The organism is Vibrio sp. CB1-14 (assembly GCF_040412085.2).
GTDB classification, from domain to species: Bacteria; Pseudomonadota; Gammaproteobacteria; order Enterobacterales; family Vibrionaceae; genus Vibrio; species Vibrio chaetopteri.
In genome coordinates this window covers 1,035,244-1,048,210 of record NZ_CP115921.1, presented here as the reverse complement: position 1 = coordinate 1,048,210, position 12,967 = coordinate 1,035,244, and the positions used below count along the sequence as shown (strand labels likewise).

Here is a 12,967-nt window from a genome sequence, read left to right as displayed (position 1 = left end):
TTTGCTATTTAAAAACGTCGTAGGTTAGCGAGAAGGTAAATCGTCCAGCATAGCGCCAATTAAATTCTTAAGCTCTTCACGCTCTTCTGGGTTATCGATTCGATTTTCAGTCGGCCCCTGAGCTAAGGCTCGCCACCGTGGAAATGCGCCTACCGAATCAAACACTGCGATGTACAAACTGCCCTTCTCACTTTTCTGGCCTGTCAAATCAAACTGCACCCCAGTCTTAATTTGGGTGCTGGCAAATATTTGCTCATCATCCATTGCCGTTTCAGTTGCAATACCAAAGTCAAGGTGCATCGTCGCAGCCTGACCATCTTGAACCGCAATATAACCCTTAGATGTCAGCACTTCATCGATTTGCGCTTTGATTACAGAAAGGTAATGTTCGGCGTCAAAGTCTTCAGAAACTCTCGCCACAGGCAAATTAGTGCGCCACGAATAGGTCACCGCCCCTGACTGGGGTAAAAAACCAAAGTCTCCGGTTTTAGCAACACCATAAGAAAAGTTAAGGGGGGCAGCCGGTTTGGTGGTCGTCGTACACCCCACCAAAGCCAAACTTGTGAGAACCAAGGTCATCACTGCGTATTTCATAGACTGGTGCTTTATAGGCAGATGTTTCATAAACAAGTGTCCTGTGCGATTAAAGTCGGTTGCATAAAGACAATAATGCACGAAAAAACAACAAGTACAAATTTAACTCATCGCTTGATGACTAGCGGTAGACAGCCCGATAGGCGATCCCTTCCAATCGGCGACGTAGGTTCTGCGCTTGGCCTGATTGATGATCGTAGTTGGTGAGTACCTTATCGACAGAAAAGTCGTCACCATACAAGGCATTGTTCAACTTGTCGTCTAATGTCATGTTGAAGGTGTCAATGCTGCCACCAAAGTAAAGTCCTTTGTTTTGCGATACCATCATAGCGCTAATGCCGCTGGTACCACCGACTACTTTACCGCTGACACCATTTCCAATCGTCACGTCGGCTGTACCGCCTATTTTGGTTGAACCAGACTGCAATTGCTCAACCACATCATCAGAAAGAATCACACCCACACCGTTAATTTTCTGCGCGCCCGCTAATAGGCCAAACATCGCACTGCGGAAGGTCACAAACACAGGTTCACTCCAGTGGTGTGCATCTCTGGTAAGCAAAATGCCCTTGCCCCACTGCACGCCCAATAGAAACCCCGCCTGGCCTCCCGATGGGAAAATCACGATGGCTTTGGCAACGCCAGTGACATTCTTCACGGATTCCCAATGCGATACTGAGTCGAACTCATCAATGTTTTGCGCTGCTTTTACTAAAATAGCGTTCGCTTGCTCAATCATTTCTCGGTCGCCAGAATAAGCGTGACTACTAATAAGCAATAGGGACGCGAAACATGACCAAATCCAGCGCTTTGATTTTAGAAACATAATCAACCTATCCAAAAACTAGCCTGTTAGCATAACAAAAAAAGGTGGTACCAAAGGCACCACCTATTCGGAGATCAGATAATTAGTATTGAGTTTTACGTTACTTGCGACCAACACCCATCAGTACTTTTTGTGTGCCTTTCGAGGATTCAATTTCAAAAGCAATAGACACATCGACTTTTTCGAATCCAGCATTGAGGAGTACTTCTTTAGCACGCTTCTCGGTTATACCAAATCCTGCATCATCACTTTCGACCGCCCAGTCCCAATGAACAAACATGCCGAACTCATCCAGCAAGGTGTAGATCACATTAACGGTATCTTGAAGGTTATCAACGAACCCACAAACAGAAGACGCAACGACAAGATCGAATTGATTACGAAACGCAGGGTGCTGGGCAACGAGACCGCGCGTTAACAGATCCACGACTGGCTCTACGTTGTCTAAGCCTTTTTTGTCTAGCTCTTCAATCATGGCTTCAGAGCCATCCAGCGCGACAATATCTTTGGTCGTGGGTGACATTAATTGGCTCAAAAGGCCAGTACCACAACCAAAATCTAAAACTGATTTACCTTTCAACGAGGTCATTTCTGAAAGCGCGTCATAGCATGACTGAGCAAAGACCGCCGTCGCATCGTTATTTTCCCATGTCGCGGCGTACTCATCCCACTCATTAGACATAGTTTACTCCATTGTTTTGCTAGTGCTGAACATAATATAAGCACTTCATTTTAATCCTTGATGACTAGGCATAGATTAAACCAGAACGCCAAGCAATTCCTAGTGTTATCTTCGTATTCTTTGGCACACGTGCTATGATTTTTGCTCCCTTGATTTACTGGCGTTTTGCGATCAATGTCTATCAATCTTTCTCAAATAGAAGCTTTCTGTGCCGTGGTTAGCGCAGGCTCCGTGTCCGAGGCGGCGCGAGTGCTAGACTGCAACCGAACCAAACTTAGCATGGCTATCAAAGCACTAGAGAAAGACCTCGACACCGATCTTTTTGTCCGTACAGGCAATAATGTGACGTTGTCAGAAACAGGGAAGGCAATTTATAAAGACTGCGAAAACCTGCTTGTCACCTCGGCTCGCATTCGACAAACCTGTGCTCAGGTGTCTGGCGACTTTGCCACCGAACTGCGCATTGCTCATGATGACAGCCTGCCAGACCAAGTTTGGCAAGATCTCACATTGGAACTTAACCAGCGTTACCCTGCTCTATCACTCAACATAGTACTGGCCTCATCTGGTGATTTGGCTGACATCGTTGAAAAGAAACAGGTCGATTTCGCCTTTGGTGTTGATTTTGAAAGAGAGGATGACCCAAGACTCACCTACCAGCCTCTTGGAAAAATTCGCATGATGTCGGTGTGCCGAGCCGACCACAAGTTGTCGAAACTGCCTCGTGTCTCTGATGAAGTATTACGCGATGAGATGCAAGTGTCGCTCGCGTATCTCAACTTGCGTGACAACCCTGAGCTACTGCCTTTCTCATTGAAGTACATTGGTTTTTCAAGCTTTGAATTCATGCTAAAAACCATCCTTTCCGAAGGTGCTTGGGGCGTTCTGCCTGAGCCACTTATCCGTCAGCTCCTACGTGAACAGACACTGTCTGTTATCAAACATACCTACGGTCTAACACAAGAAGACTTCTGTATGTTGACCTCATCAGGCATGTCAGAGCACCCTGCGATGACTTGGCTCGCCGACCAAGTCAGTGATTACTTGTTTACCTTCTAGTTGCTCACAAACAGATGTGCGTGCCATCAGTGGGCGTCATTAATCCTGACAGCACAACCCATAGATTAAGCTATTGATTTTAAATAATATTACTAACCTTTACTGCCCCTACCCTCACTCAGTGATACAGTTAATGTTTGAAAGTTAATCACCCCGGCGAAATAATGGCCTTAATTCAAACAAAAGGTAAATCCCATGTCTTCGCTAACGCAACACAACGAATCATCAGTCTTGAGAGTATCAGCCATTATAGCTACTGGCTTCGCTGTCGCAGGCCTAGTGGTTGGTGTGTTGATGGGCTCGCTGGTCATCGCTTTTGACGGTGTTTATTCTCTGGTCAGCTTGCTGTTAACTTTATTGTCACTGGCTGCTGCGCAGCAACTAAAGAACCCGAAAAGTCAGGCTTGTAAATACGGCCGTCAAAGAGTTGAATCTTGGGTGATCGCGATTAAGGGTGCCGTTATTCTGATGATCGTGTTGGCGTCATTGTACTCCGCTATCAGCTCTATGTTTACCGGTGGTCGTCCAGTCGATACCACTGTCGCGACATTGTTCGGCTTGTTTAACGTCATGGGCTGTACTTACGCATGGTGGTACATAGCGTCAAAGAACAAACTAATGTGTGCAAACCTTATCGAAGCGGAAACAAAACAGTGGCAAATGGACACGCTACTCAGCGTAGCGGTAATGGCTGGCTTTATTTCTGCTTGGGTAATGGAGTTCACACCGTGGTCACACCTAAGTGTTTACGCAGATCCTGCGATGATGATTATGATCTCTGCCTACTTCATTAAAGTACCAGCACAGATGTTGTTCGAGGCTTGCAAATCGCTCTCAAACGCTGATGAGGCCAGTGTTGCTAGCAACTCATAAGCGCAAGCTCAATCTATGACATTTGGATGGGAGAGGTGCTGATAATCGGCAATCTCTCTCTTTAATCCCTTAAAGGTTTCTATAGCTCCTTCTATTGTTAATTGATTGGCCAACCAATCTGGCAATGCTCCCCCAACATCAGCAAACGCGGTGTAGACGACAAAGACCTGCCCATCGTCTATCTTGGTCAGTTCCCAACGAGACCGCACCTTATGGATACGAATATAGTCTGGTTGTGGCGCGAGGTAATCCGAAGCATCACTGATCTCCAGCACAAATCGCTTTCCAGTTTGGTAGTACCGCGAGTAAGTGACCATGTCTCTGTTTTTAGCAGGCCAGGGGGCAGCGAAGGTGGTATACACGACATTTTCATTCGGTGAGAGTTGAGCCAACACCTTAGTTTGGTCGACATTGTGTAGCCAATTCGGCACATTCATGGTGTCTTCAAACAATCTCAAAAATGCCGAAAACGTGGTTGATACATCGGCATGAACACGAATTTCGATTAAGCCACTATGGTGTTCACGCTTGTACAAAGTCACGGCATCTTGATTGTAACTTACTAGCCAAGGCTTTCCGCTGGGCGCAGCAGCTGCAATTGGGGTGTTCAACAATCCCAGACAAACCAGTATCACCCCGTAAACGTTCCATTTTAAGCCCGCTCGCCGCCGCATTTCGCTTTGCCTTTTTCACCAAACCTGTCCCTATTACGATAGTAAAGTGAAAAAGATTGCCTAATTTGTTCACATTGAGTGTGCACAGCGCTAGGCGTTGACTTTTTGTTCAACTGACTTTGGCTCTCTCGTTGCCCAAGCACACAGCAGAGACCCAAGAGTAACCATTGCCACACCTTTCCAGAACGATTGAGTCAACGCAACGGAAAAATAGAACGAAGAAAACACCGTTGAAAATACTGGTGTAAAGTAGGAAAACGTCGCAATAAGCACCATATTGCCGCCGATGATTGCTTGATTCCATAACGCATATCCGGCTCCCATAATGACCCCAGCCAACAGCAGCGTAGAAACAGAAGAGAAAGTAAACATCATCTGACTTTCATCACTCAACGCATACTGTATCCACAGCGTGACCGACGTCATCGTAAAAAACAGCACAATGGCATTTTTTCCACCGCTCATTTTAGGGGTAATGTTGCAATACAGCGCCCAAATAAATGCCGCGGCGAATGCCATGGAATATGTCAGCGGGTTCGTTGCTACATTGTTTTTAACGCCCTCGATAGATAAAGAAGCATCTCCCGAAATGCACCAGACGACCCCAACAAATGCCAGCACCACACTAGGGTAAACAAGAAGGTTTACTCGGCGACCACTCATCGCCACTGCGAGCAATACAGTCAGCGCCGGCCACAGGTAGTTAATCACCGCCATTTCCATGGCTTGCTGACGATCATTTGCCATCCCTAATGCAAGGGCAAGACAGATCTCATAACTGACAAACAGTCCGCCACCAAGCAACACGTAGCTAAGTCGATACTCGCCAATCTTTGGTCTTCCCATGACCAACATCAGAGCTAGTGTACTCACGCTATACATTAACGCCGCGCCGCCAATCGGGCCAAATAACTCGGCAATATCCCTTGTTAGCGCAATCACACAGCTCCAAAGCAAAATGGCCATAATGCCAAACAAGGTATATTTATTGGTGCCTAAACCTGCCATCAGTACTCCTAATATCCGGCAACTAAAAACGAGCAAGATTCGTTATAAGTAATTGTTATGCAACCTAGTCGATTTCAATTAGGCTATACTTAATTGCTATGAAATTTATCAGTAAAAACGCCAGCGACCCAGTGCAAATTCTATGATGAGCCGTTACACTCTCGCTGCATTTCTAGAACTCAATCGAATACCAGCACTTTAACTATGCCCAACATTTTGTCTATCAAAAATTTTTTCGCTCTCTTGCTCATCGTCACTTTGAGCGGATGTGTCTCTTCCAGCATTGACCCTAGCCGGTACGAAAAACAATCTTCATACACCATCATCAATGATGAGCCAACCAAACTCGACTTGTATTTCGCAAGAGAAGTGGCCTCCCATTTTCTGATTGATGAAACCGGGTTTCACCCTCTGGATAAGGGTCACGATGCGCTACTCGCTCGGCTGGCGATCATCGAAACCGCTCAATCCAGCATTGACGTACAGTACTATATTTTCCGAGACGACGAAGCGGGAAACCTGATCGCGTGGCGACTATTCGAAGCCGCTGAGCGTGGCGTGCGCGTACGCCTTTTGCTCGACGACATGCAAAAATACGACGACAACGATCTGCTGCGCTTTAGTAGCCACCCCAATATCGAAGTGCGCATGTTCAACCCGCATCACCTTCGCTCTGCGCGCGGCATAGCAATGCTCAGTGACTTTGAGCGACTAAACCACAGAATGCACAATAAGTCGCTGACTGTAGATGGTGTCGTATCCATCATTGGCGGACGAAACGTTGGTAATGAATACTATTCCATTGAATCTACCGTAGAGTTTTCCGATCTAGATTTGATGATGGTGGGTAAAGCCGTGCGTCAAGTAAATCGCCAGTTCGACCTTTATTGGAACAGTGATTACAGTGTGCCAATCGAGTGGATTGCACCAAATCAAGATCTTCGCTATACCGATGCTGACGTCGAAGCTTGGGTCAACGAGCTCGGTCTTGAAGCGAAATTCTCTGGTGGTCAATATGATTTCGCTAAGCTCCCGCTCTACAACGATTTAGTCAATGGTACGGTCGAACTGTATTGGGGCATCGGTGATCTGCTCTATGATTTACCCAATAAACCGGACAGTAAGCAAAGTACCCTTATCGACAGCTTGAGCGTTGTGCTCGACGACTCGAAAACATCGCTCGTATTTATCTCACCCTACTTTGTGCCAACCGAGCAAGGCACCAAAGATCTCATTAATGCCGTTGAACAAGGTCTTGAAGTCATCATTATTACTAACTCACTGGCGTCGAATGATGTCTTTGCCGTGCACGGTTGGTACGCTAAATATCGTGAAGATTTGGTCAAAGGCGGTGTAGAACTGTGGGAAGTGAAGTCCAATGCTGAAATCAAAAAGAACTGGAGCTTAACAGGGAGCAGCCGCTCAAGTCTTCATACCAAAGCGATGGTCATTGATAAGCGTAAAGTGTTCGTTGGTTCAATGAACCTCGACCCTCGTTCAGCCCATCTTAATACCGAAATGGGCGTTGTTATCGAGCAACCTGAGTATGCAAATAAGGTCTATGACGCTATCGGCAAAGAAATCTCAAAGACCGCTTACGAGTTAAAAATGGTCGATGGGGACTTGATATGGTTTGACCACGCGACAGGGGAAACCTTGACGTCTGAGCCAGACGCCAGTATTTGGCGCCGCATGGGCGCTTGGTTCAGTGGTATCTTACCGATTGAGGAGCAGTTGTAACCTTACCCTCGCAAAGCGCTCTGAGGTAACAATACTTCAGAGCACTCAAGTCTAGCATCTTAAACATTGTCACCAAGTGCAGTAACCCGCTCGTCAAATACTCGAAAAACCTCATCTAGAGCGGCTGTCGCATCATCAAAATATTCAACTGCGGTAACGCTCGGGACAAGCACGAGCACTTTATTCTCTATAGTCCCGAGAAGCTTCTTAACGGTAGGAAAATCCGAATGACGTTGCGCGGTGACAAAACGGCGAATCGACTGGTGCAGATACTTCAATCGAATTCGCTCAACGCTACTGCACGTCGCTTTGGCCGCCACACCAGTACCGAGAGCTCTAGCCTGTCCGACACATTCAGCGACCCTCAATAAATCATTCCAAAGCAGTGCGATAGACTCGCCTTCTCTCTGTGGCAGCTCTGTCAAACGGTAATATTGGGCACACTCCTCCACTGATTCAAGCAACGAAGCCAGCTGTTGATTGTGAGTGGCAAGATTTTGCTCTGCCGACCACTGCTTAAACTGAACACGAACCCTTGGCCAGTTTTCTTCAACACTTCGCCAACTGCTAGTATTGCGGACACCCTCATCCAAGTGAGTCAGTGTCTGCAGATGATTATTAATGTCGCTTTGTAGCGTTGGAAGGCGAGATTGCAATTTGTCGTCTCCACACAGCACACCATTGGTGATTCCTCTGTGTTGTTGAATCGCCGCCAGAAGCTGTCTAAGTGTGGTTAAGTACTGCAATCCCGAGCGCTTTGCTTGCTGGCTCTTACTCAGCGCAAGTTTCCTTTTCCACACAAAAACAACCATGCTCAAACAGGCAAAAAGCATTACAACCGTTGCTTGAAGATTGGCCATTACAATATCCATCATCATTCACTCCCTATGCAGTCAGCTTTTCAAGATGCTCAGCCACCTGAGCGTTGTCAGCGGCAGTCTCGGCGTTGTGTTTTGCCGTTAGCGCGACCTGCTCCATATTGCTCGATATTTCCTGAATCGCGATTGCTTGTTGATCGGATGCGGCTGATACGCCAGCAACTTGATCGGTAATCGATGCCATGGATATGCCCATCTCCTCCAACGTGTTTTGAGCCACCAGCGTCTGCTCAGTGCAACGCGTGTTACCCTCGCGAACTTGCTCTATCATCGCTGTGACATCACTCATGCTCGCGGTCACTTGTTCAACATGAGAAGTAATGGCATTAGCGGACTCATGACTTCGCTTAGCGAGGCGGCCAACTTCTTCGGCAACCACACTGAACCCGCGACCATGTTCACCAGCTCGCGCCGCTTCAATCGCAGCGTTGAGTGCCAGCAGATTGGTTTGCTCGGCAATCTCTCGAATAAACTGGGACATCTCCGAGACCGTGTATAAATTGCTCTCCAGTGTAACGATACTCTTCGCCGTTGAGCCTACTTGAGATTCCACTTGCTCAACACTACTTTGAACGCTCACAAGCGCCTGATTGCCTTGTCCACAAAGAACATTGCCTTGCTCAATTGCCTGCAAGGTTTGCTCAATGCGAGTGGATACATCTTCAATACTCTGTGAAATTTCCGTTGCCGCTGATGCAGAAGAGAGCGTCGACTCCGCCTGCCTATCACTGTCCTTGGCCGCATCGGCTGCATTGCTTGCCAATTCTTGAGCACAAAATGCCATTTCTGAACGCACTGCTTCCGCTTTGCGCTGTTTTCGTTGCATCAACTGATGAACATCATCAATGGCGTGGAAGCTTGAATAAAGTAGGCCAAGTGATTGAGGTACAGAAGGCACCTCACCATGCCTTAGCTGCTCAAAGTGCTCATTGAGTACTCGCATTTCTCGATTCAATGTGAACAGCATCAGCCATGCCATCGTCGCAATGGATAGCAATACCAAAAAACCCGCTAGCATCGCATTCAGCGCAAACAGCACCACCGATGACAACAGCACTAGTAGAATGAGCAAATTAAGTATGCTTAACGGTGTTGTGCGCAAGATAAGTATCATCTTTCCCCTCCTTGGCTAAAGACCCACTTTCTTTATGTCTATGATTGAACTGCAACTTTCGTTCCAGACAAAAGTTGAAAAACGAATTTGTATTGATACTAAGTAGCGCTAAGGCTTGCATGAAAACTAGCGGTTGCACGCTTAATGCGCACAGCTGGACTAATGAGGGGCATTGCACAGTGAAGGTGCAATGTATTGATAAAATTAAGAGCAAAAGAAAATGGCGACCCTAGGGTCGCCATTTACAAAGAAGAACTCAACGTCAAAGGTTACGCTTTTTGTAGGTCTTTTGCTGGGTAAGTTAGAGACATGCCGTCTACTTCTACACGAACGTAGAAGCCGCCACTGCTCAAGCCAGTCACGACCATTTTACCTAGATCGATACCTTTAGTTGCAACTACAACATCATCAATAGCAAACATTTTAAACCCTTAATTGGAAGTAAGATTAACAGCAATCTTTCGGACGCTATTGAAGCAAAGTTGGTTGAGTATCACTAATCTAGTTTTTTGTCGTTTTCATCATTTTTTGTTATCAAGCAGGCATAAAAAAACCACCGCAAAAAGCGATGGTTTTTAAAATCAGTGCAGTAAGATTACAGCGATACAGAACCAAATGCTTGGTGCCATACTGTGTGACGATTTTCGCCGCCGTTTTCCCTCTTACGCTCTTCTGCTAGCCAGCAAAGTAGCTCCCAACCGAAACCAGCAGCAATGATGCCGTCTTTATCTGTTGGGTCAGTATCTGGCGTGTACTCAGCGACGTCAGCACCGACAAGACGAACTTTACCCGATGCCTTCACTTTACGAATGATGTCGTAAACCTGAAGGTGCGTCAGACCAAATGGATCTGGGCTTGAGTTTGAACGACAGAACGCAGTATCTAGTGCATCAAGGTCGAATGTGAAGTAAACCGGACCGCCATCGCCACAAAGTTCGATGATCTTGTCTGCTACTGCATCAACGCCTTGCTCGTAAACTTCGTTGGTCGTGAAGCCAGTGGTACCAAATGCGATGTGGTTACCTTTTACAAGCGCAGTTTGACGACCACGCATACCAATTTGAACTGTGCGCTCTGGATCCGCTAGACCTTCAGAGTACAGTTTTGGTAGCCAGTGACCAGACGTGTATGGGTAGTCAAAGTCAGCACGAGTTGATAGGTCATAGTGCGCATCGAAGTGGATAACGCGAAGAGGACCATACTTCTCACCTAGAGCACGCATTGTTGGGTATGGGATTGTGTGGTCACCACCAAATACTAACGGCGTACAATCTTTTTCAACAACCATGTGGTGTAGAAGTTCTGTTAGCTGCTCAACTTCTGCTTTCAGCTCGAATTGGCCTAGGCTATCCCAGTTACCGTAGTCAGAGATACGACACCATTCGAATGGGATTTCACCGTTGTCACCAACCGTACCCATACCCATTTTACTTAGGTGGCGTAGACGCTGTGGTGCGAACTTGTGTGAAGAACCAGTAGGAGAACATTTTTCAATGCCCATACCGTAGATAACAACGTCGGTGTTATCTAGATCTTGTGAGAATGGCGCTTGATAGAAACCTAGGTAATCTTTGTTGATGAAGCTCATTTGTTCGATACCCTTGCCGCCGCCTTGCTCTTTAACGCGAGCTAGGTATGCCGCAACTTCTGGGTCTAGGTTGTCTGCTGCAGAAACGTTTTCCCAGATGTGCTTATATTTCGCTACTTTTTCTGGATCGATTGCAGGCCACTTTTTGATGTTAGACATGATATTGCCTCTCTACTTGGTTGATGGCTAAATACTAGCGTAACAATTTGGGCACCAACAGTAACAGTAGGTACGCTTTACGTTTTTACAAACGTAAATTACTCAGATTACCTTTGAGTAATTAGGGACATTAACTGTCGTACCAAGTACAAAAAATGGTGAACAACTTAAGAGCGCTAGTCTGTGATATTGGCCAAGCTTAATCTGGCATGCTCTAACGTCGCGCGAAGGGAATTATCAAGTATCATAACATCAAGTTGCTGCGCTGCGATGGCGTCGATGTCTATCACGCTTTGTTTAGCCTCGCTCCAATATTGCCTAGCCGTCTCTTCTTGGCCTGCGACCTGATAAATCAAAGCAAGTAGCGTGGTCTGAAGCACATTTCCTTCTGCATAGAACAAATCCAGGCTTTGCAGCGCGGCTTCATTGTCTTGTTGACGAATGGCGTTCAACGCTTGACTTAGCTTAAGCCAGATTGGGAAATAATCATCCTTGCCCAGCAGATTGGTCAAAATCTTGATGCCGTAATCAAAATTGCCCGACAAGCACACTAGCCAACCCACCGCGCCGATAGTGTAATGAGAGTTAGGATTAAGCTGAATAATACGCTCAGCACAGCCGCTGACTTTCTGCGGATTGTTTGTCAGCAATGCCCACCAAGCTTGAGCCAAAATCACTTCGCCATCACGCGGGGCATAATCCAACGCTTTCGAGACCAACTTTTCGCAGCGCTCAATCACCTCGTCATAGCTCATCATGCCAAAGAGTAAGGCGTCACAATAAAGCTGAGCTAACGTAGCCAAGGTTCTCGCATCATTGGCGTATCGACCAGCGACCAACTGTTGATAGAGTGTAATCATATCTTGTAGGCGCTCCTGACTCATTTTGGTCAGGTACTCCAAATAATAGAGACGCGCTTGATAGTCGTTGAGTGAGACCGAGTCTTGCTGTTTAACACGCTGAAATTCATGCATCGATATCACGCCATAGGAAGACGCCATTTTGGTAGCAATACGTTGCACCACCGTGAGTTGGTCGCCGAGCACATCCTCACTAGTAACCACCAAAACAAATCGCTCACTCCAGATTTGCAGGCCGTGCTCTGTCTCATTGAGTGCGACTGTTACACGCAATGACTCACCCGCACGGCGCACTGACCCAGACACAACGTAGCGTGCGCCTAGCTTGTCGCGAAACTCACTTAACGACAGTGAACCTCCCGCCATTTCTTGCACCCGCAGCGGCGATATCACTGCTAGCTGCTCAAACAAGCCCAGTGCATAACTAAGTTCTTCTTGTAGCGACAATGCTACTTCATTGCAGATCGGGTCTTGCAAGGTCATCGCAAAAGGCTGAACCACGAGAGTCGGATAGTTGATATTTGGGATAAGTGGCGAAGGCTCGGTGCTCTCTTTTACTGCAAACTCTGGCATGTAATTGCGCTTAGGCAAGGAGATGACAATAAGCTCACTGTCGTTGTTGCTTTCATAAAAAGCGGTCAGCAGCTTGCGTAATTTCGTTGCCAGCATACGAACCATAGGATCCGAAGAAGGGTTAAAGCTCGCCGGCTTTTCAAACAGATCTGTCGCGATTGAATATTGAGTAAGTTGACTACCTTGGCCTGCCAGCGTTTGCTCCACAACGTAACGTAAAAACGCCACCAGTTTGGGCGACGAATAGAACGGAGGGAAGACAACGATCTTCTCTAAGGTGGTCTGAACTTGCTGCTCCGTGATGGGCTTGGGTATAGGCTCGGTGCTTGGCATACATAC

At 46.8% G+C, this 12,967-nt stretch carries 13 protein-coding genes; 3 read left to right on the top strand and 10 right to left on the bottom strand.

Going from position 1 to position 12,967, the window contains the following annotated elements; genetic code table 11:
* Window positions 1-24: 24 nt before the first annotated feature.
* From PG915_RS20555 to PG915_RS20545, 3 genes are all read right to left on the bottom strand, one after another.
* Window positions 25-624 (bottom strand): DUF4136 domain-containing protein, encoded by a 600-nt coding sequence (locus PG915_RS20555; RefSeq protein ID WP_353498862.1) that lies wholly within the window; start codon window positions 622-624, stop codon window positions 25-27.
* A gap of 91 nt (window positions 625-715) precedes the next feature.
* Window positions 716-1,420 (bottom strand): lipid-binding SYLF domain-containing protein, encoded by a 705-nt coding sequence (locus PG915_RS20550; protein WP_353498861.1) that lies wholly within the window; start codon window positions 1,418-1,420, stop codon window positions 716-718.
* Window positions 1,421-1,520: 100 nt separating this feature from the next.
* Window positions 1,521-2,102, bottom strand: a complete 582-nt coding sequence (locus PG915_RS20545; protein WP_353498860.1) for a class I SAM-dependent DNA methyltransferase — start codon at window positions 2,100-2,102, stop codon at window positions 1,521-1,523.
* 180 nt (window positions 2,103-2,282) lie between these two features.
* Here PG915_RS20545 and PG915_RS20540 point away from each other — a divergent pair, with 180 nt between their 5' ends.
* Together PG915_RS20540 and PG915_RS20535 are read left to right on the top strand one after the other, a co-directional pair.
* A complete protein-coding gene (locus tag PG915_RS20540; protein WP_042502669.1) occupies window positions 2,283-3,161 on the top strand; it encodes a LysR family transcriptional regulator in 879 nt (292 codons plus the stop codon).
* Between the two features lie 195 nt (window positions 3,162-3,356).
* Window positions 3,357-4,034, top strand: coding sequence for a cation transporter (locus tag PG915_RS20535; protein WP_418642563.1), 678 nt, complete (start codon window positions 3,357-3,359; stop codon window positions 4,032-4,034).
* 8 nt (window positions 4,035-4,042) lie between these two features.
* Here the strand turns inward: PG915_RS20535 and PG915_RS20530 are convergent, their stop codons facing one another.
* Window positions 4,043-4,648, bottom strand: coding sequence for an START domain-containing protein (locus tag PG915_RS20530; RefSeq protein ID WP_367357784.1), 606 nt, complete (start codon window positions 4,646-4,648; stop codon window positions 4,043-4,045).
* Between the two features lie 150 nt (window positions 4,649-4,798).
* Window positions 4,799-5,716, bottom strand: a complete 918-nt coding sequence (gene yddG, locus PG915_RS20525) for an aromatic amino acid DMT transporter YddG (RefSeq protein ID WP_353498858.1) — start codon at window positions 5,714-5,716, stop codon at window positions 4,799-4,801.
* Window positions 5,717-5,920: 204 nt separating this feature from the next.
* On the opposite strand from yddG, the gene PG915_RS20520 reads away from it, so the two are divergent.
* Window positions 5,921-7,456 (top strand): phospholipase D family protein, encoded by a 1,536-nt coding sequence (locus tag PG915_RS20520; protein WP_353498857.1) that lies wholly within the window; start codon window positions 5,921-5,923, stop codon window positions 7,454-7,456.
* Between the two features lie 59 nt (window positions 7,457-7,515).
* Here PG915_RS20520 and PG915_RS20515 read toward each other — a convergent pair whose 3' ends face one another.
* The 5 genes from PG915_RS20515 to PG915_RS20495 all read right to left on the bottom strand — a co-directional run bounded on the left by PG915_RS20515 (window position 7,516) and on the right by PG915_RS20495 (window position 12,961).
* Complete coding sequence (locus PG915_RS20515; protein WP_367357783.1) at window positions 7,516-8,331, bottom strand: nitrate- and nitrite sensing domain-containing protein; 816 nt, start codon at window positions 8,329-8,331, stop codon at window positions 7,516-7,518.
* A 10-nt stretch (window positions 8,332-8,341) separates the two neighbouring features.
* Window positions 8,342-9,448: a methyl-accepting chemotaxis protein gene (locus PG915_RS20510; protein WP_353498855.1), complete on the bottom strand. Its 1,107-nt coding sequence runs from the start codon at window positions 9,446-9,448 to the stop codon at window positions 8,342-8,344.
* A 269-nt stretch (window positions 9,449-9,717) separates the two neighbouring features.
* Window positions 9,718-9,870, bottom strand: coding sequence for a hypothetical protein (locus PG915_RS20505; protein WP_128650681.1), 153 nt, complete (start codon window positions 9,868-9,870; stop codon window positions 9,718-9,720).
* A gap of 173 nt (window positions 9,871-10,043) precedes the next feature.
* The gene (locus tag PG915_RS20500; protein WP_353498854.1) at window positions 10,044-11,195 is read right to left on the bottom strand and encodes an arginase family protein; all 1,152 of its coding nucleotides are present in this window, start codon (window positions 11,193-11,195) and stop codon (window positions 10,044-10,046) included.
* Window positions 11,196-11,371: 176 nt separating this feature from the next.
* A complete protein-coding gene (locus PG915_RS20495; protein WP_353498853.1) occupies window positions 11,372-12,961 on the bottom strand; it encodes a hypothetical protein in 1,590 nt (529 codons plus the stop codon).
* Window positions 12,962-12,967 lie beyond the last annotated feature (6 nt).

Coding starts and splice junctions, on each gene's coding strand:
- PG915_RS20555 (WP_353498862.1), bottom strand. CDS start 624: ATGAAACATCTGCCTATAAAGCACCAGTCTATGAAATACGCAGTGATG.
- PG915_RS20550 (WP_353498861.1), bottom strand. CDS start 1,420: ATGTTTCTAAAATCAAAGCGCTGGATTTGGTCATGTTTCGCGTCCCTA.
- PG915_RS20545 (WP_353498860.1), bottom strand. CDS start 2,102: ATGTCTAATGAGTGGGATGAGTACGCCGCGACATGGGAAAATAACGAT.
- PG915_RS20535 (WP_418642563.1), top strand. CDS start 3,357: ATGTCTTCGCTAACGCAACACAACGAATCATCAGTCTTGAGAGTATCA.
- yddG (WP_353498858.1), bottom strand. CDS start 5,716: ATGGCAGGTTTAGGCACCAATAAATATACCTTGTTTGGCATTATGGCC.
- PG915_RS20520 (WP_353498857.1), top strand. CDS start 5,921: ATGCCCAACATTTTGTCTATCAAAAATTTTTTCGCTCTCTTGCTCATC.
- PG915_RS20515 (WP_367357783.1), bottom strand. CDS start 8,331: ATGATGGATATTGTAATGGCCAATCTTCAAGCAACGGTTGTAATGCTT.
- PG915_RS20510 (WP_353498855.1), bottom strand. CDS start 9,448: ATGATACTTATCTTGCGCACAACACCGTTAAGCATACTTAATTTGCTC.
- PG915_RS20505 (WP_128650681.1), bottom strand. CDS start 9,870: ATGTTTGCTATTGATGATGTTGTAGTTGCAACTAAAGGTATCGATCTA.
- PG915_RS20500 (WP_353498854.1), bottom strand. CDS start 11,195: ATGTCTAACATCAAAAAGTGGCCTGCAATCGATCCAGAAAAAGTAGCG.
- PG915_RS20495 (WP_353498853.1), bottom strand. CDS start 12,961: ATGCCAAGCACCGAGCCTATACCCAAGCCCATCACGGAGCAGCAAGTT.